The organism is Limnohabitans sp. 2KL-1 (assembly GCF_003063435.1).
Taxonomy (GTDB): Bacteria; Pseudomonadota; Gammaproteobacteria; order Burkholderiales; family Burkholderiaceae_C; genus Limnohabitans_A.
Genome location: NZ_NESL01000009.1, coordinates 101092 through 118878, shown reverse-complemented (window position 1 = coordinate 118878; position 17787 = coordinate 101092). Strand labels below are relative to the sequence as shown.

The window sequence follows — 17787 nt, the reverse complement described above, 5'->3', positions numbered from 1 at the left end:
GCGTACTTTGATCGGCTGGGGGTGCCAAGGCTGTCCTGACCTCAAGCGCTCGAACCGCCCGGTGCGGACCCGCATGCCGGGTGGTGTGGCAGGGGTGCCTCCCATCAGGGAGGCCCCCTATGCCGATTGCGGACGAATGGATGGGTTGGCCGTTTTGAACCGGCCATAAAAAAACCGCCCTGGGCGCAAACCCGGGCGGTTTTTTCGTATGAACGAAAAGACTTTACGCTTTGGCAGCAGGTGCTGCTTTGCGCTGAGGCAACTTTTCCTTGATACGTGCCGACTTGCCGCTGCGGTCACGCAGGTAGTACAGCTTGGCGCGGCGAACATCACCACGACGCTTGACTTCGATGCTGGCGATCACGGGGCTGTAAGTCTGGAACGTACGTTCCACACCTTCGCCACTGGAGACCTTGCGCACGGTGAAGCCGCTGTTCAGCCCACGGTTACGCTTGGCGATCACAACACCTTCGTAGGCCTGGACACGCTTGCGCGCACCTTCAACCACGTTGACGCTGACGATCACGGTGTCGCCGGGGGCAAATTCAGGAATCACTTTACCCAGACGGGCAATTTCTTCCTGCTCAAGAGTTTGAATCAAATTCATTTTTTGAACTCCGTCCGATCATGCCTCGCTACACAAGGGGCGTTTTGTGCTGTAAAGGCCATGCAAAAAACATGACTGAGCCAAATCGCGGCGGGTAGAGGATCGAAAAGCCTTTGATTATAGCTTTTTCGAACCCATGCTGCTGTCTGGAGCGGATGCGTCATGCCTGAGCTGTTTCAGGAAGGCTTCGTCCTGACGACTCAGTTTGCCTGACAGACGGGCTTGCTCCAGCAATTCGGGGCGGTGCTGTGCGGTCAGGTGCAGGCTTTGCTCCCGCCGCCATCGCGCAATGTTCGCGTGATGACCCGACAACAAGGGGGCCGGCACGGCATGGTCCTGCCAAAGCTCGGGGCGCGTGTAGTGCGGGCTGTCCAGCAAACCATCCAATGCCGGGTTGAAGCTGTCCAGCTGGTGGCTACCCTCGTCATTGAGCACCCCGGGCTGCAAACGGGCCACGGCATCGAGCAAAGCCATGGCGGCAATTTCGCCCCCCGAAAGCACAAAGTCACCCAGACTGATTTGCTGATCGACATATTGGTCAATGAACCGCTGATCAACGCCTTCATAGCGGCCGCACAACAACACGGCCCCCGCACTGTGCGACCACTGCGCGACCGCAGAATGGTTCAGCGCCTGCCCAATGGGCGAAAACAGCACCAGAGGGGCAGGATGGGCCTCTTGACGCTCGGTACGTATGGCCGTCAGGCATTTGAACAAGGGTTCAGCCAGCATGACCATGCCAGGACCACCGCCAAATGAGCGGTCGTCGATGCGGCGGTAATTGCCTTCAGCGTGGTCCCGAGGATTCCAGAAATGCACATCCACCAAGCCACTTTCGTAAGCACGGCGGGTGATGCCGCTGGTCAACAGGGGCGCAAACAGCTCGGGAAACAGGGTGATGATGTCAAAGCGCATGGATGGCCTCCACGGCCGGGGCCGATCAGTAGTCGGGCTGCCAGTCCACCGTGATGCGCTTGCCGGGCAAGTCCACACCATCGACGAAAGCAGAGACAAACGGGATCATGCGCTCAACGGGCTTGGCGCCTTCGGTTTCGGGCGTGGCTTCGATGACCAATACGGTTTGTGGCCCGGTGGACATGAGGTCACGCACCTGACCCAAGTCGACGCCTTCGCGGTTGACGACTTGCAGGCCGATCAAGTCGACCCAATAGTATTCGCCATCTGCAGCGGTTGGAAAGCTAGAGCGCGGAACAAAAATGCGTGCACCACGCAGGGCCTCGGCGGCGTTACGGTCGTTGATGTCCTGGGCACAGGCCACCACGGTATCCGAATGGTCTTTGGCTTCCTTGACGCACAACAGCAATGGCTCAGTCCAAGCCAGTTGTTCGGTTTTGGATGCTGCGATTTCAGTCGCGCGTTTGGGTTTCATGGGCCGATCGGGCGGCAACAAAAACCAGCGCTTGGAAGAAAAAAGCGCCTCGGGCGAGGCGCTGTGGGGCAAGACCTTGAACCAGCCTTTGATGCCCCAGGCATCGGCTATGCGCCCGATTTCAATGGCGTCAGCCGGCAAGGCGGCTGTTTCCAAAGGCGGACGCATGACCAAGGCGAGCCGATCAGGCAGCTGCTTTGCCAGCTTGACGGATCAGGCGTTCCACGGTGGGGGAAGCCTGGGCGCCAACGCCCTTCCAGTAAGTCAAGCGGTCTTGTGCAATGCGCAGACCTTCTTCACCGCCTTTGGCTGTGGGGTTGTAGAAACCGATGCGCTCGAGGAAGCGACCATCGCGACGCACGCGCTTGTCGGCGACGACGATGTTGAAGAAAGGACGTGCTTTAGAGCCGCCGCGGTTCAAACGAATAACAACCATGATTTATCCTTGGGTGGTTGGGCTTCTTGGGAACAATTGCCCAGATGCCCGGTATCCTTCAGCGTTTGAGACACGCAACTGGCCACCCGGCCAGTGACACACTGAAAAGCCCACCATTATACAACGGGAGTCTTGCCTTGCCTCTGATCCGCCCTAGCCGCGACGAAGATATCACGGCCATCACCGCCATTTACCGCCACCACGTGCTCACGGGCACCGGCACTTTCGAGATCGACCCGCCCACAGAGGCCGACATGGCCAGTCGCCGAGCCGACGTGTTGGCCAAAGGACTGCCTTACTTGGTGGCAGAAGATGAGGGCCGCGTGATCGGTTTTGCTTATTGCAACTGGTTCAAGCCCCGACCGGCTTACCGTTTTTCTGCCGAAGATTCGATTTACATGGCCCCAGACGTTCACCGCAAAGGCATGGGGCGGGCCCTGCTGGCCGAGTTGTGCGCCCAGGCCGAACGCGCAGGCGTGCGCAAATTTCTGGCGGTCATTGGCGATTCAGCCAACGCAGGATCCATCGGCGTGCACACGTCTTTGGGTTTCAGCCATGTCGGCGTGCTCAAGTCCTGCGGCTGGAAGTTCGACCGCTGGCTGGATGTCGTGATGATGGAAAAGCCTTTGGGCGCTGGCGACAGCACCGCTCCGCAATAATCGGCACCATGAAAAACAAAACAATCGCGACTTGGCTGGCTTTCTGGACGGGTCCCTTGGGCCTGCACCGTTTTTACCTGTATGGCTTCGCTGACATGCTGGGCTGGCTGCTGCCGATTCCCACGGCGCTCGGTTTTTATGGGCTGGAACGTGTGCAGCAATTGGGGCAGGACGATCAACTCAGCTGGATGCTCATCCCGTTACTGGGCTTCACCATCGCAGGCTGCGCCCTGAACGCCATCGTGTATGGCCTGACGCCCATCGAGAAATGGAACGCCAAATTCAACCCCCAGACCGATTCACAATTGCCAGCGGGTCGCACGCAATGGGGCACCATCATTGGCATCGCCACAGCCTTGCTGCTGGGCACCACCGTTTTAATGGCCAGCCTGGTCTTCAGCTTTCAACGTTATTTTGAATACCAGATTGAAGCGGCCCGCGAGCTCAGCCAACCCACTTAAAACAGCCCCGGAAACTGTCGTTTATTTTCTGCTGTCCCCAGTCATGGGGTCGGGCAGAAAGCACGCTTCAACGACTTGCAAGTGGTTGTCGCGGGCAAAATTCATCACAAAATCCCAAGCCATGACGTGGTGCTCACGCAGCTCGTGGTTGACGACGACACATTTCACGCCGCCCAGCGTGGTGGGAATGCACCAAGGTGAATAGCTCAAGTGGCTACCGGGCGTGGCTCCGCCGGGGCGAAAAGGGCTCATGACGCCCGCCAAGCGTTCTGCCCAGTCGCTGGGTCTGAAAGGTTTGCCATCCTCGGTGATGCCCTGGATGAAAACTTCTTTGGCCGTATTGGAAACCATCGGATAGAGGTGTGTTGAGGTGAGACTCGCCGCACGGGATCGCCGTATGCGGGTTAACCCAAGTATTGTATCTTATATAAGACTTCAAACCGATGACAGCGCTCACGAAGTTGTCATCAAACTGCCTCTAGAATCTCATTTCAGCGGCCCTCTTCGTTGGGCCGATTTTTATTTCAGGAGTTCACGCATGTCCGCTTTCATTGAAGCCGCCTCACCGCACACCATGAACACCTATGGCCGACTGCCGATCGCACTCAGCCATGGACAGGGTTGCCGAGTCTGGGACGTCAATGGCAAGTCCTATCTGGACGCGCTGGCCGGCATTGCGGTGAACACCTTGGGTCACAACCACCCCGAGCTGGTGCCCGCGCTGCAAGACCAGCTGGGCAAGATGATCCACAGCTGCAACTATTTCCATGTGCCCAATGCCGAGGTGCTGGCGGCCAAGTTGGTTGAGTTGTCGGGCATGACCAATGTGTTTTTCTGCTGCACAGGCCTCGAAGCCAACGAAGCCGCCATCAAACTGGCCCGCAAATTTGGTCACGACAAGGGCATCGACAAGCCCGAAATCGTGGTTTATGAAAAAGCCTTCCATGGCCGCAGCATTGCCACCCTGAGCGCCACAGCGAATGAAAAGCTCAAAACCGGCTTTGGCCCCATGCTTGAAGGCTTTGTGCGCGTGCCGGTCAACGACATCGAAGCCCTGAAAAAAGCCACACAAGGCAACCCCAATGTGGTGGCCGTGTTCATGGAAACCATCCAGGGCGAAGGCGGCGTCAACCCGATGCGCATTGAATACCTGAAACAAGTGCGCGCCCTGTGTGACCAGAACGACTGGCTCATGATGATCGACGAAGTGCAGTGCGGCATGGGTCGCACCGGCAAGTGGTTTGCCCACCAGTGGGCAGGCATCGTGCCTGATGTGATGCCGCTGGCCAAGGGCCTGGGCTCGGGCGTGCCGATCGGCGCGGTGGTGGCTGGCCCCAAGGCCGCCAACATCTTTCAGCCCGGCAACCACGGCACCACCTTTGGCGGCAACCCGTTGGCCATGCGCGCCGGGGTCGAAACCATCCGCATCATGGAAAAAGACGGCCTGATGGCTAACGCGGCGCGGGTTGGCGACCATTTGCGCGGTGCCCTTGAAAAGGCATTGGCAGGCGTTCAAGGCGTTAAGGAAATCCGTGGCCAGGGCCTGATGTTAGGTGTGGAACTCGACCGCCCCTGCGGCGCCATCTGGAGCCGCGCTGCCGAAGCCGGGCTGCTGCTGAGCGTGACCGCCGACAGCGTGATCCGCCTGGTACCTCCACTGATCATGACCGAGGCCGAAGCCGACGAAGTCGTGGCCATTTTGGTGCCTTTGATCAAGACCTTTTTGGCAGAAAAACCATGAGCACACCCGCCCCAGCGCCCGTGCGGCATTACCTGCAATTCACCGACCTGAGCGCCGACGAATACGCGCATGTGCTGACACGCGCTGCCGAGATCAAACGCAAGTTCAAGGCCTACGAAAAGTACCACCCACTGGCCGACCGCACGCTGGCCATGATCTTTGAAAAAGCCAGCACTCGCACGCGTGTGAGCTTTGAAGCGGGCATGTACCAGCTGGGCGGCTCGGTGGTGCACCTGACCACGGGCGACAGCCAGCTGGGTCGGTCTGAACCCATCGAAGACAGCGCCCGCGTCATCAGCCGCATGACCGACATTGTCATGATCCGCACCTTCGGGCAGGACAAGATTGAGCGCTTTGCCTCTCACTCGCGCGTGCCCGTCATCAACGGCCTGACGAATGAATTTCACCCCTGCCAGATCCTGGCCGACCTGTTCACCCTGCTGGAGCACCGGGGCCTAGACGCCCAGGGCAAGCCTGACCCGTCTTACCTCAAAGGCAAAGTGGTGGCTTGGGTTGGTGATGGCAACAACATGGCCAACACCTGGTTGCAGGCGGCCGAGTTGCTGGACTTCACGGTGCACCTGAGCACGCCCAGCGGCTACGAAGTGGACCAGGCCGTGGCCGGTTTGCGCAGCGCCGACTGCTACAAAATCTTCCAAAACCCACAAGACGCCTGCCGGGGTGCCGACCTGGTCACCACCGACGTGTGGACCAGCATGGGCTACGAGGCCGAAAACGAAGCGCGCAAGAAAGCCTTTGCCGACTGGTGCGTGGACGAAGCCATGATGCAAGTCGCCAAACCGGACGCCCTGTTCATGCACTGCCTGCCCGCCCACCGAGGTGAAGAAGTCAGCGCCGAAGTCATTGATGGCCCGCAATCGGTCGTCTGGGACGAAGCCGAAAACCGCATGCATGTGCAAAAGGCGCTCATGGAGTTTTTGCTGCTCGGCCGCGTCCAAGCCTGATTTGTCACCCCGGACTCGCTCCGGAGTCCATCCGCTCTTCATGCCATGTCCAACTGCACCACTTGCGGCGCTTGCTGCGTGAGCTTTCGGGTGGACTTTTCCGTCTACGAATACGAAGAAGGCGGCGGCGATGTGCCGGCCGGGTTGGCCTCGCCCATCACTGAACACACTTGCCGCATGCGCGGCACCGACCACAGCCCACCGCGCTGTGCTGCGCTGTATGGCAAAACGGGCGAAAAAGCCATTTGCGGCATCTACGAATGGCGTCCCTCGCCCTGCCGGGAATTCGAGGAAGGCAGCCCCGCCTGCGAGCAAGCACGCCGCCGACAAGGCCTGCCTGCACTGAACGGCTGAAGTCTTTTTGGCGGGTGTTGGAAATAACCGACACCACGGTTTTTTCTCAAGTGCTACCTTCGCACACCATGAAAAAACTTTGGGACATTTCTCCGCCCGTCGATGCGAAAAGCCCGGTCTTTCCGGGCGACACGCCCTACACCCAGCAATGGGCCGCCACGCTGTCTGACGACTGCCCCGTGAACGTGAGCGCCATCACCCTGTCGCCCCATGTGGGCGCGCATGCCGATGCCCCGCTGCATTACGACCCGCAAGGCGCGGCGGTGGGCGCTTTGGACCTGCTGCCCTTTCTGGGCCGCTGCCGCGTCATCCACGCGCTGGACTCTGGCCCCTTGATCACTGTTGGGCATTTGCAGCACGCTCTGAACGAGGTGCCTGCACGGGTGTTGGTGCGCACCTACCGCCAGTTTCCGCACCAACACTTCGACACCCAGCTCACCGCCTTTCATCCAGCCACTGTGCAACACCTGGCCGACTTGGGCGTGCAGCTGATCGGCACCGACAGCGCCAGCATCGACCCAGCCGACAGCAAGCAGCTGCCCAGCCACCAGATGATCCGCCAACGCGGCTTGCGCGTGCTGGAAAACCTGCTGCTCGATGAGGTGCCCGAAGGCGATTACGAACTGATCGCCCTGCCCCTCAAACTCATGACCGCCGACGCCAGCCCTGTGCGGGCGATCTTGCGCGAACTTTGAACAACGATCTGAAAGCCACCTCCATGATGAACCTCACCCCCACCCTGCAAGACTGCGAACTGTTGGACCTACAAGACCCGCTGCGCGCCCTGCGCGACCAATTCGATTTGCCACCCGGCGTGATTTATTTGGACGGCAACTCGCTGGGTGTGCTGCCCAAAACCGCCCCTGCCCGCGTGGCCCATGCGGTCACACACGAGTGGGGGCAAGACCTGATCAAAAGCTGGAACACCGCAGGCTGGTTCAACCTGCCCCAGCGCGTGGGTGACAAGATCGCCCGCGTCATCGGCGCGCAAGCCGGTGAAGTGGTGGCCGCCGACAGCACCTCGATCAACCTGTTCAAAGTGCTGGCCGCAGCCCTCCACATCGCCAAAGCCGACCACCCGCACAAAACCAAAATCGTCAGCGAACGCAGCAACTTCCCGACCGACCTTTACATCGCAGAGGCCTTGTGCCAAGAGCGTGGCTTCACCTTGCAATTGGTAGAAGCACAAGACATTGCCGCCGCGCTGCAGGCCGACGTGGCGGTGCTGATGCTCACGCACGTCAACTACCGCACCGGGGCCATGCACGACATGCAAGCGGTGACGGCACAAGCCCATGCGCAAGGCATTTTGACCGTGTGGGACCTGGCGCACAGCGCGGGTGCTGTGCCGGTCGACCTGAACGGCTCGGGCGCCGACTTTGCGGTGGGCTGCGGCTACAAGTACCTCAACGGTGGCCCTGGCGCACCGGCATTTGTATGGGTGCACCCACAACACACCGACCGATTTTGGCAACCGTTGGCCGGTTGGTGGGGCCATGCCGCGCCCTTTGCATTCACCCCCGACTACCAGCCTGCCAAGGGCATCACGCGCTACCAATGCGGCACGCAACCCATCTTGAGCCTCACGGCGCTCGACTGCGGGCTTGACGCCTTTTTGGCCGCTGAAGCACTGGGCGGCATGAGCGCGCTGCGCCAAAAATCCCTGGCCCTCACTGGCCTGTTCATGCAGCTGGTGCGCACGCGCCTGCACGGCCACGACTTTGGCATCGCCACGCCCGCACAAGAAGCCCTGCGCGGCTCGCAAGTGAGCCTGACGCGTACAGAAGGCGCTTACGCCATCGTGCAAGCCTTGATCGCACGCGGCGTGATTGGCGATTTCCGTGCAGGCGATGGCGGCCAGCACGCCGACATCCTGCGCTTTGGCTTCACGCCGCTTTATGTGGGCTATGCCGACGTGTGGCAGGCCGCTGAACACCTGTGCCAAGTCATGGAAAGCGGCGAATGGCAAGACGCCCGCTTTGCGCAAAAGAACGCCGTGACTTGAGAGACCTGTCATGAGTTCTTGCCCTTTCTCATCCACCGCCCACACGGCCAGCGCCAGCACAGCGCAAGGCGAACGCATCGTGCAAGAAGAAAAAGCCCAGCTCGACTTTGACGGCCGCATGAGTTATGGCGACTACCTGCAGCTCGACGCCATCCTGAACGCCCAAAAACCGCTCTCGCCCGACCACAACGAGATGCTGTTCATCGTGCAGCACCAGACCAGCGAGTTGTGGATGAAGCTGATGCTGCACGAGCTGCAAGCGGCCATCCACAACATCGCGGCCGACGAACTGCCCGATGCCTTCAAAAAACTGGCCCGCGTCAGCAAGATCATGGAGCAACTCGTTCACGCATGGGATGTGCTGGCCACCATGACACCGCCCGAGTACAGCGCGATCCGCCCCTACCTGGCGCAGTCGAGCGGTTTTCAAAGTTGGCAGTACCGCTGCATCGAATTTTCGATGGGCAACAAAAACGCCGCCATGCTGCAACCCCACGCCCACCGGCCCGACCTGTCGGCCATCGTGCAGGCCGCTTACGAAGCGCCATCGCTGTACGACGAATGCCTGCGCCTTTTAAAGCGACGTGGCTTGGCCGTACCCGACAGCCACACGCAACGCGACTGGCGTCAGCCCTACCCGGCAAGCGTTGCGGTTGAAAACGCCTGGCTTGAAGTCTACCGCGCCCCCCAGCAGCACTGGGACCTGTACCAACTGGGCGAAGAACTCACCGACTTGGAAGACGCTTTTCGCTTGTGGCGCTTCCGCCATGTGACCACGGTGGAGCGCGTGATCGGCTTCAAGCGCGGCACCGGGGGCACCGGCGGTGTGAGCTACCTGCGCAAGATGCTCGATGTGGTGCTGTTCCCCGAAATCTGGACGCTGCGCACGCAGCTTTGAACGCCAAAGCGCTGCGAAGCTGCCGCCCCCAAGAAATGACGAATTGACAGAAGCCAACCCCAGGCATTGGCTCCTACAGGTTCAAATTTCTCCTACCCGCCGTACACAGCCCCCAGACCGTTAACATCGCGCACCAGCAACACTCCCGGGAAACCACCGTGCAACTGAACATCAACGGCGAAAGCCGCACCGCCAACGCCGACCCCAGCATGCCCTTGCTGTGGGTGCTGCGCGATGAACTGAACTTGACGGGCACCAAATTCGGCTGTGGCGTGGCCGCTTGCGGGGCCTGCACCGTGCATGTGGATGGACAGCCTGTGCGCTCTTGCGTGATGCCGGTGTCTGCGGTGGCGAATCAGAAAATTCGGACCATCGAATCCTTGGGCACCCCGGAAAAGCCCCACCCTTTGCAGGCGGCTTGGATCGCCGAGCAAGTGCCGCAATGCGGCTACTGCCAAAGCGGCATGCTGATGGCGGCCGCCGCCCTGCTGGACAAGAACCCCAACCCGAGCGATGCCGAAATCGACATCGCCATGACCAACCTGTGCCGCTGCGGCACTTACCAACGCGTGCGCGCCGCCATTCACCGCGCCGCAAAAACCATGCAATCCCCGACCGACCAGAAAGGCGGTGCCGCATGAAACGCCGTACCTGGATCTTGAGCGCCCTGGGCGCGACTGGCGCACTGGTCGTTGGCTGGGGCGTGATGCCTGCCCGTTCGCGCATGGGCTCGCCCGAGCTGATGCTCAAAACCGAAGGCGATGTGGCCCTGAACGGCTGGATCAAGATCGCCAAGGATGGCACCGTCATCCTGGCCATGCCCCGCAGCGAGATGGGCCAGGGCGTGCACACCGCGCTGGCCATGCTGGTGGCCGAAGAACTCGATGTGCCGCTGGGCCGCGTGCGCTTGGAGCAAGCCGGGGCCGACAGCATTTACGGCAACGTCGCCATGCTGGTGGCCAGCTTGCCCTTTCACCCGCTGGACAGCGAAGGCGAGCACAAACCCACCAAGATCAAGATGGCCGAATGGATCGTGGGCAAATTGGCCCGCGAGCTGGGCATCAACGCCACCGGCGGCTCGTCCACCATCGCCGACCTGTGGGACCCCCTGCGCATGGCCGCAGCCACGGCGCGGGCCAGCCTGGTGCAGGCAGCGGCCACCGCATGGCAAGTGCCTGCCAGCGACATCACCATCGCCAATGGCCTGATGAAGCACGCTTCGGGCAAGACCGCACATTTCGGCGAGATGGCCGCAGCTGCTGCAGGCGCCACGCCCCAAGGCATCAGCACCAAAGCCCGCCAAGACTGGAAGCTGATCGGCCAGCCTACTGCACGCACCGACATCCCGAGCAAGGTCACGGGCCAAGCCCAGTTTGGGCTGGATGTGCGCCTGCCCGGCATGCTGTTTGCCGCCGTGCGCATGAGCCCTGTGCTGGGCGGCACGGCCTCGTCCATGAACACGAAAGCCGCTTTGGCCATCGCCGGTGTGGAAAAAGTCGTGCAGATCGACGCCTGGGGCGGCGGCACGGGTGGCTTGGCCGTGGTGGGCAAAAGCACCTGGCATGCCCGCCAAGGTGCTCAAGCGATTCAGGTGCAGTGGGCAGCGCCCGGCACCACAGCAGCAGACACCACCCGCATCCAGGCCGACCTGCTCAAAGCCTTGAACACCGAAAGCGGCTTCACCTTCCACGAACAAGGCGTGCCCAGCCAAGCCGAAAAGTCAGCCGCCACCCGCATCGACGCGTTGTACCAAGCGCCTTATCTGGCCCACGCCACGATGGAGCCGATGAACTGCACCGCACAAGTCAAAGACGGCCAAGTCGAAATTTGGGTGCCCACACAAGTGCCCCAAATGGCACGCGCCATGGCAGCCAAGGTTACGGGCGTGAAAGAAAGCCAAGTCACCGTGCATGTGACGCTCCTGGGCGGCGGTTTTGGCCGCAGGCTCGAAGTCGACTTTGTGGGTCAGTCAGTGCAAGTGGCGATGGCCTGCAATGGCGCACCGGTGCAGCTGAGCTGGTCGCGTGAAGAAGACATGGGGCACGACTTTTACCGCCCCATGCACCTGGCCAAGTTCCAGGCCTCACTGGACGACAAAGGCGAAGTCACCAGCCTGCGCATCAAGTCGGCGGGCGACGCCATCACGCCGCGCTGGATGGCGCGTGCAGCGCCCCACCTGTCCGGCCCCATCGACATGCCCGACAAGACCACAGCCGAAGGCCTGTTCGACCTGCCCTACGGCTTTGCCAGCCAGCACATGAGCCATGTGGCTACCCAATCGGGCGTGCCTGTGGGCTTTTGGCGCTCGGTCGGCCATTCACACAATGCCTTCTTCTCGGAAAGTTTCATCGACGAACTGGCCGTGGCCTCCAAGCAAGACCCACTGACTTTCCGCTTGAACTGGCTGAAAGACGCCCCGCGCTATGCGGCCGTGCTGAAACTGGCCGCCCAAAAAGCAGGCTGGGGCAAGCCACTGCCTGACGGTCATGCCCGAGGCATTGCGCTGCACGAATCGTTTGGCTCCATCACGGCGCAAGTGGCCGAGGTGTCGCTGGACCAGGGACAAATTCGCGTGCACCGCGTGGTCTGCGCCATCGACTGCGGCACCGTGGTCAACCCAGACACCGTGGCCCAGCAAGTCGAAAGCAGCGTGCTGTATGGCCTGAGCGCCGCCCTCTTCGGCAAGATCGACATCGTGGCGGGCGTGGTGCAGCAAAGCAACTTCCCGAGCTACCCCATGGTCACGCTCAGCCAGGCCCCGCTGGTGGAAACCCACATCGTGCCCAGCACCCGCCACCCCGCAGGCGTGGGCGAACCGGCGGTGCCGCCGCTGGCCCCGGCGGTGGGCAATGCGCTGTTTGCTTTGACCGGCAAGCGGTCAAGGACATTGCCATTGGTGGCGTGAAGTCCGGCGCAGTGCCGGGCTGCCAAGTTACGTCCGCAAAGACAGAGCGTGGCCAACCGGGCGTGCAACGCAAAATCGGCCAGCACACGGCGGGCGCTCACCCCCCGCGCAAAGCCTTGAGGACTTTCTGTCCGCCTCGGCCATTGGCCTCCATGCCCAAACGCTGCTGTTCGGCGCGGATCGCCTCGCGCGATTTATCGCCCAACATGCCATCCACGGGACCGATGTCGTGGCCGCGCATCACCAGCAGGCCTTGCAACTCGCGCCGCTCGGCGCGGGACAGGCCGGCGTCATCGGTCGGCCAGGGCGTAGCGAAGGGGCCGCCGCCGCGCAAACGGTCGCTCAGGTGGGCAATGGCCAGGCCATAGCTTTCGGCCGCGTTGTAGCTGTAAAGCGCATCAAAATTGCGCGTGACCAAAAACGCTGGGCCATTGGCCCCCGCCAGCGCCAGCAAACCCACTTGGCCCAGGCTGGCAGGCAAGGCCGAGCCGTCCACCCGGCGCACGCCCCGCGCCGCCCAATCGGCCACCAGGCGTTTGCTGCGTCGGCCCTCGCCTGCCAAAGAGATGCCTGCAGGCAGCTTGACTTCAATGCCCCATGGCAAGCCACTTTGCCAACCCGCGCGGGCCAAAAAGTTCGCGGTCGAACCCAGCGCGTCCACGCTGCTGTCCATCAGGTCGGCGCGGCCGTCGCCGTCAAAATCCACCGCCAAGCGCTCGAAGGTGCTGGGCATGAACTGGGTGTGGCCAAAGGCCCCCGCCCACGAACCCACCAAACGCTCGGGCGCGATGTGGCCGGCCTGCAAAATACGCAGCGCCGAGAAAAACTCGCCCCGGAAATAGCTTTGCCGCCGCCCGTGACACGCCAGTGTGCCCAGCGCCTGCACCAGCGGGTATTTGCCAAAGGTCTGGCCGAAATTGCTCTCCACACCCCAAACCGCGACCACCGTGGCCGCGTCCACGCCAAAGCGTTGCTCGGCGCGTTCGAGCGCCTGGCGGTGTTCAGTCAGGCGGGCCTTGCCATCGGCCACACGCTCTTCGTCCACCAGGGCCGACATGTAGTCCCAAATGGCGGTGCGAAATTCGGGCTGGAAGTTCAGCTTTTCAATGACGCTGAAGTCGGCCTGCAGCCCCGCCGTGTGGCGCGACCAGGTGGCGTCGCTCACTTTGCCGCTGCGTGCTGCCGGGCGCAACTCGGCCATGCAGGCCGACAAATCGGTGCTTTGCGCCCAGGCGGTGGGTGCGAGCCAAGAGACGGCCAAAACCGCACTGATGCAGGCGGTCCGTACCCAGGCTGCAGTGCATGGGTTCGATTGACTTGGTGTCATGAAAAAAGTCCCTGAAGTTTTGAATGTGTCTGATTGCGCGCCAGCGACTGTACAGCGTCAAGCGGGCACACGGCCAAAGGCCTGGCCTTTGGAGGAAAGGATGTGAATTTCAGACCATCAAAGCATTCACATTTTGGAACTGGTCACTGCGATGGAGCAAATATTCGAGCATGGCCTGGCGGTAACGGTCTTGCCCGCTTTTTCGATGAGAGCGCGTTTGAGAGGTGTCATATGTCCGAAAAAAACCCCCGTTTATTTTGATCCGCAAGGACTTGTCCAACGTGGAATTTGGGAAATATCATTAAAAATCAATGACTTATGAAATTCAAATGATCCGAAGATCATCCGAAGCGGGCGACACATGAGTCACTGCGATTCGACATAAGCCGTCAAATTGCCATGCCTGCGCATCACGATCTGCTTTGCATCAGACATTCTTTTCAGCAAATGCTTGGCCTGCCCTTCCGTCAGCCGGCAAAGCGCCATGACCTCCGCCCGCTTGATCTGCCCATGTTGGCGGATGTAACTCAGCAACATCTGTTCGGCATGCAGGCCCGTGGCTTGACCATCGTCCTCCACACCCAGCCACAGCTCGCCGCCTTCGGTGTTGGCCAGGCACACCAAGGCCTCGACCAGCTCGGCATCCGACAGGCGCTTGCGGTCGCTTTTGAATTCGACGGTGAGGGATTCTGAATTTCGAATCAAGCGATGCCTTATGGAATGGACGCAAACCGGGGACATTCATCAAAGATTGTCTGATGAATGTTAGATCAACATTGGCCCTTCAATCCGCTGGTTCATGGCAGGCGTGATCCATGCTCAGGCCATTTTCGCGCCTCGCCATTCACTTCATTTCCTCTCCATACAACCAAGGCACATCCATCAGCCGCTCGCCCATCAGTCGCATCGACAGGTTGCGGCCCATGGCCACAGGGCCGGTGGCGTGGAAGATGCGGCCGTTGCGGATCGCACGCGCTTGCACGCGGGCATTGCGCGCCCAGCGTTGCTCGGCATAGGCCTGCAAGCGCTGCACCACACTGCCCGAGCCTTGGGCCAAGCACTGCGCCAGCACCTGCGCGTCTTCGATGGCCATGCCTGCGCCTTGCGCCAAATAAGGCCGCATCGGGTGGGCCGCGTCACCCAGCAGGGCCACACGGCCTTGGGCCATTTCACGCGCCGCCGTCATGGGTGCACGGTCGTGCAGCGCCCATTGCCGCCAAGACGGAACCGAGGCCAGACGCTCATGCAAATCCTGGCCCACCACACCTGAAACGGCCCCCAAGGCTTGCATCAGCGCTTGGGCATGGCCTGCAGCGTCCCATGCATCGGCTTGTGCGGGTTTATCGCCATGCACGATGGCCACCAAATTCAGCCATTCACCGCCGCGCACCGGGTAATGCACCACATGCAGGCGCGGCCCCATCCAGACGGTGACTTGGTCACTGCGCAAATGCGTGGGCAAATCGGCCTGCGCCACCAGCGCCCGGTACGCCAAATGTCCGGTAAATCGCGCCGGGCCATCGCCCAGCAATTGCTGGCGCACGGCGCTCCACACGCCATCGGCACCGATCAACACATCGGCCATCAACGGGGGCTCTTTTGCGGCGGACTCCCCGCGCTGTTGGGCTACACCAGCGACCAGCTCTTGTGCCGTGGTCACGGCAAGACCCTCGGCGGTCTCGCGCCAGCCCTGCACGGTTTGGCCCAGGCGCACATCCACGCCCGCCGCCTTCGCCGCGTCGTACAACAAGCCCTGCAAATCGGCCCGGTGGATGGTGGCGTAAGGCGCGCCATACAGGGCCTGCGCCCGTTCGCCCAGACGCAAACGGCCGAGCACCTGCCCGGTCCGTGCGTCCCTCGCTTGCAAGCGCTTCGGAAAAGCCGCCACCTGCGCCAGCGCATCCCCCAAACCCCAAGCCTTCAAAATGCGCGTCACGTTCGGTCCGATCTGGATGCCCGCGCCCACCTCGCTCAGCTGCGCCGCCCGCTCCAGCAGCTGCACCGGCACGCCCTGCCGCGCACAGGCCAACGCCGCAGCCAAGCCGCCAATGCCGCCGCCTGCGATCAACACCTGTTTGAGCCCTGTTTCGGCCATGTTTCTTGTCATTCGTCAATTGTGCACGGCGCGTGGCAGGTTCAAAAAATTGGACAATCAAAGGCTATGACCGCGATCAAATCCCCCGAACTTTTATTGCCCGCCGGCTCGCTCGACAAAATGCGCGCCGCTTACGACTTTGGTGCCGATGCGATTTATGCCGGCCAACCCCGCTACAGCCTGCGAGCGCGCAACAACGAATTCAAACTGGAGCAGATCGGCATCGGCATTGCCGAGGCGCACACCCGGGGCAAAAAGTTTTTTGTCACCAGCAACCTGCTGCCGCACAACGACAAGGTGCGCACCTACCTGCGCGACATCGAACCGGTGATCGCCATGAAGCCCGACGCCCTGATCATGGCCGACCCCGGCCTGATCATGATGGTGCGTGAGAAATGGCCCGAAATGCCCATACACCTCTCGGTCCAGGCCAACACCGTGAACTGGGCGGCGGTCAAGTTCTGGCAAAAAATGGGCGTGGCCCGCATCATCCTGAGCCGCGAACTGAGCCTGGACGAAGTCGAAAAAATCCGCCAGGAATGCCCGGACATGGAGCTGGAGGTGTTCGTGCACGGCGCGCTGTGCATCGCTTACTCGGGCCGCTGCCTGCTGTCGGGTTACTTCAACCGGCGCGACCCCAACCAGGGCACCTGCACCAACGCCTGCCGCTGGAGCTACGGCACACAAGAAGCCACCGACGAAACCGATTCCGGCGAAGTCAAACCCACCCGCATGGAGGGCGATTTCAGCTTTGAACAAGAGCAAGAAGCCGCCGAGAAGAACTTCTCGGCCTGCGGTGACGGGCAGCGCCACCCGGCCGCCGACAAGGTGTACCTGATCGAAGAAGCCAACCGGCCCGGTGCGCTCATGCCCATCATGGAAGACGAGCACGGCACCTACATCATGAACAGCAAGGACCTGCGGGCGGTGGAACTAATCGAGCGCCTGGTCAAGATCGGTGTGGACTCGCTCAAGATCGAAGGCCGCACCAAGAGCCTGTATTACGTGAGCCGCACCGCGCAGGTCTACCGCCGGGCGATTGACGACGCCGTGGCCGGACGCCCCTTCAACCCCGAGCTGATCAGCGAACTCGATGGCCTGGCCTCACGCGGCTACACCTCGGGCTTTTTGGAGCGCCGCCCCGCGCAGGATTATCAAAACTACGAAACCGGCCACTCGGTCGGCCACCGCAGCCAGTTTGTGGGCGAGGTGCGCTCGGTGGGCGACGGCTGGGCGCTGGTCGAGACCAAAAACAAATTCTCGGTGGGCGACACCATCGAGATCATTCACCCCAGTGGCAACCGCAAAGTGCCTCTGACCCAAATGAAAAGCGAAAAAGGCGAAGCCATCGCCGTGGCGGCGGGCAACCCGCTCAAGGTGTGGATTCCGCTGGACGGCCCGGCCGAAGGTGCTTTGATCGCCCGAATGTTCTGAACCTCCATGCGCTGACCCGAATCTTGCAGGGGCCAGAGGCCCCAAACGCCCGCGCTACTCGCCCATCAACACTGGCAAGCCCTGCACAGCAGAAAAGTCCCGGTCATGCGTGACCAACGCCGCTGCGCCCATCTGCAGTGCCGTGGCCAGTTGCACCGCGTCGGGCAGCTTGAGGCGGTATGACGCCCGCAACTGCGCCGCCAAACTGGCCACAGCCGCCGACAAAGGCACCACCTGGTACGCGCTCAAAGCCGTTTCGTAGCGTTTGGCCAAGGCCGTCTGACCCGCCTTGAAAGGCCCTGTCAGCACTTCGGCCAAGGTCACGGTGCTCAAAGCCAGCTGAATCTGGCCACGCTCTGCCGCCTCAAACAGGCCCACAAAACGGGGCGCAAATTCGGCATGGTCTTCGAGCAGGTAAATCCAGGGCGCGGTGTCCACCAGCACGCTGGCCCCTTCGCTCAGGCCACCCCACAGGGACGCCGAAGCACGGACTCGGGCGCGGGTCGCCAC

20 protein-coding genes are annotated in these 17787 nt (G+C 61.6%); 11 read left to right on the top strand and 9 right to left on the bottom strand.

What is annotated here, in order from left to right:
* Positions 1 to 223: 223 nt before the first annotated feature.
* The 4 genes from rplS to rpsP all read right to left on the bottom strand — a co-directional run bounded on the left by rplS (position 224) and on the right by rpsP (position 2433).
* Positions 224 to 607: a 50S ribosomal protein L19 gene (gene rplS / locus B9Z47_RS15540; RefSeq protein WP_062405559.1), complete on the bottom strand. Its 384-nt coding sequence runs from the start codon at positions 605 to 607 to the stop codon at positions 224 to 226.
* Positions 608 to 724: 117 nt separating this feature from the next.
* Complete coding sequence (gene trmD / locus B9Z47_RS15535; protein WP_108332136.1) at positions 725 to 1522, bottom strand: tRNA (guanosine(37)-N1)-methyltransferase TrmD; 798 nt, start codon at positions 1520 to 1522, stop codon at positions 725 to 727.
* A gap of 25 nt (positions 1523 to 1547) precedes the next feature.
* The gene (gene rimM, locus B9Z47_RS15530) at positions 1548 to 2165 is read right to left on the bottom strand and encodes a ribosome maturation factor RimM (protein ID WP_108332135.1); all 618 of its coding nucleotides are present in this window, start codon (positions 2163 to 2165) and stop codon (positions 1548 to 1550) included.
* 16 nt (positions 2166 to 2181) lie between these two features.
* Positions 2182 to 2433, bottom strand: coding sequence for a 30S ribosomal protein S16 (gene rpsP / locus B9Z47_RS15525; RefSeq protein WP_090045429.1), 252 nt, complete (start codon positions 2431 to 2433; stop codon positions 2182 to 2184).
* Positions 2434 to 2570: 137 nt separating this feature from the next.
* On the opposite strand from rpsP, the gene B9Z47_RS15520 reads away from it, so the two are divergent.
* Together B9Z47_RS15520 and B9Z47_RS15515 are read left to right on the top strand one after the other, a co-directional pair.
* A complete protein-coding gene (locus B9Z47_RS15520; protein ID WP_108332134.1) occupies positions 2571 to 3092 on the top strand; it encodes a GNAT family N-acetyltransferase in 522 nt (173 codons plus the stop codon).
* 8 nt (positions 3093 to 3100) lie between these two features.
* The gene (locus B9Z47_RS15515; protein WP_108332133.1) at positions 3101 to 3553 is read left to right on the top strand and encodes a hypothetical protein; all 453 of its coding nucleotides are present in this window, start codon (positions 3101 to 3103) and stop codon (positions 3551 to 3553) included.
* Between the two features lie 21 nt (positions 3554 to 3574).
* Here the strand turns inward: B9Z47_RS15515 and B9Z47_RS15510 are convergent, their stop codons facing one another.
* Positions 3575 to 3904: a DUF3579 domain-containing protein gene (locus B9Z47_RS15510; RefSeq protein ID WP_108332132.1), complete on the bottom strand. Its 330-nt coding sequence runs from the start codon at positions 3902 to 3904 to the stop codon at positions 3575 to 3577.
* A gap of 187 nt (positions 3905 to 4091) precedes the next feature.
* Between B9Z47_RS15510 and B9Z47_RS15505 the strand changes: the two genes are divergently transcribed.
* The 8 genes from B9Z47_RS15505 (at position 4092) to B9Z47_RS15470 (ending at position 12421) form a co-directional block, all read left to right on the top strand.
* Positions 4092 to 5294, top strand: coding sequence for an aspartate aminotransferase family protein (locus B9Z47_RS15505; RefSeq protein WP_108332131.1), 1203 nt, complete (start codon positions 4092 to 4094; stop codon positions 5292 to 5294).
* Positions 5291 to 6259, top strand: a complete 969-nt coding sequence (gene argF, locus B9Z47_RS15500; RefSeq protein WP_108332130.1) for an ornithine carbamoyltransferase — start codon at positions 5291 to 5293, stop codon at positions 6257 to 6259. The genes B9Z47_RS15505 and argF overlap by 4 nt, the downstream gene beginning before the upstream one ends.
* A 45-nt stretch (positions 6260 to 6304) precedes the next feature.
* Positions 6305 to 6613, top strand: a complete 309-nt coding sequence (locus tag B9Z47_RS15495; RefSeq protein ID WP_108332129.1) for a YkgJ family cysteine cluster protein — start codon at positions 6305 to 6307, stop codon at positions 6611 to 6613.
* 68 nt (positions 6614 to 6681) lie between these two features.
* Entirely contained in the window at positions 6682 to 7308 is a 627-nt protein-coding gene (gene kynB, locus B9Z47_RS15490) for an arylformamidase (protein WP_108332128.1), read from the top strand.
* 23 nt (positions 7309 to 7331) lie between these two features.
* Complete coding sequence (gene kynU, locus B9Z47_RS15485) at positions 7332 to 8618, top strand: kynureninase (protein WP_199226439.1); 1287 nt, start codon at positions 7332 to 7334, stop codon at positions 8616 to 8618.
* Positions 8619 to 8628: 10 nt separating this feature from the next.
* On the top strand, positions 8629 to 9516 hold the full coding sequence (gene kynA, locus B9Z47_RS15480; RefSeq protein ID WP_108332127.1) for a tryptophan 2,3-dioxygenase: 888 nt from the start codon (positions 8629 to 8631) through the stop codon (positions 9514 to 9516).
* A gap of 158 nt (positions 9517 to 9674) precedes the next feature.
* Entirely contained in the window at positions 9675 to 10157 is a 483-nt protein-coding gene (locus B9Z47_RS15475; RefSeq protein ID WP_108332126.1) for a (2Fe-2S)-binding protein, read from the top strand.
* Positions 10154 to 12421 carry a xanthine dehydrogenase family protein molybdopterin-binding subunit gene (locus B9Z47_RS15470; protein WP_108332125.1) on the top strand — a complete coding sequence of 756 codons (2268 nt, stop codon included), beginning with the start codon at positions 10154 to 10156 and terminating at the stop codon, positions 12419 to 12421. The genes B9Z47_RS15475 and B9Z47_RS15470 overlap by 4 nt, the downstream gene beginning before the upstream one ends.
* A 97-nt stretch (positions 12422 to 12518) precedes the next feature.
* Here B9Z47_RS15470 and B9Z47_RS15465 read toward each other — a convergent pair whose 3' ends face one another.
* The 3 genes from B9Z47_RS15465 to B9Z47_RS15455 all read right to left on the bottom strand — a co-directional run bounded on the left by B9Z47_RS15465 (position 12519) and on the right by B9Z47_RS15455 (position 15843).
* Complete coding sequence (locus B9Z47_RS15465) at positions 12519 to 13748, bottom strand: lytic murein transglycosylase (RefSeq protein ID WP_108332124.1); 1230 nt, start codon at positions 13746 to 13748, stop codon at positions 12519 to 12521.
* 366 nt (positions 13749 to 14114) lie between these two features.
* A complete protein-coding gene (locus tag B9Z47_RS18765) occupies positions 14115 to 14453 on the bottom strand; it encodes a helix-turn-helix domain-containing protein (RefSeq protein ID WP_199226437.1) in 339 nt (112 codons plus the stop codon).
* A gap of 139 nt (positions 14454 to 14592) precedes the next feature.
* Positions 14593 to 15843, bottom strand: a complete 1251-nt coding sequence (locus B9Z47_RS15455; RefSeq protein ID WP_108332123.1) for an FAD-dependent monooxygenase — start codon at positions 15841 to 15843, stop codon at positions 14593 to 14595.
* Positions 15844 to 15909: 66 nt separating this feature from the next.
* On the opposite strand from B9Z47_RS15455, the gene yegQ reads away from it, so the two are divergent.
* Positions 15910 to 17277: a tRNA 5-hydroxyuridine modification protein YegQ gene (gene yegQ / locus B9Z47_RS15450; RefSeq protein WP_108332122.1), complete on the top strand. Its 1368-nt coding sequence runs from the start codon at positions 15910 to 15912 to the stop codon at positions 17275 to 17277.
* A gap of 54 nt (positions 17278 to 17331) precedes the next feature.
* On the opposite strand, the gene B9Z47_RS15445 is transcribed toward yegQ, so the two are convergent.
* Positions 17332 to 17787: a PIN domain-containing protein gene (locus B9Z47_RS15445; RefSeq protein WP_199226435.1), complete on the bottom strand. Its 456-nt coding sequence runs from the start codon at positions 17785 to 17787 to the stop codon at positions 17332 to 17334.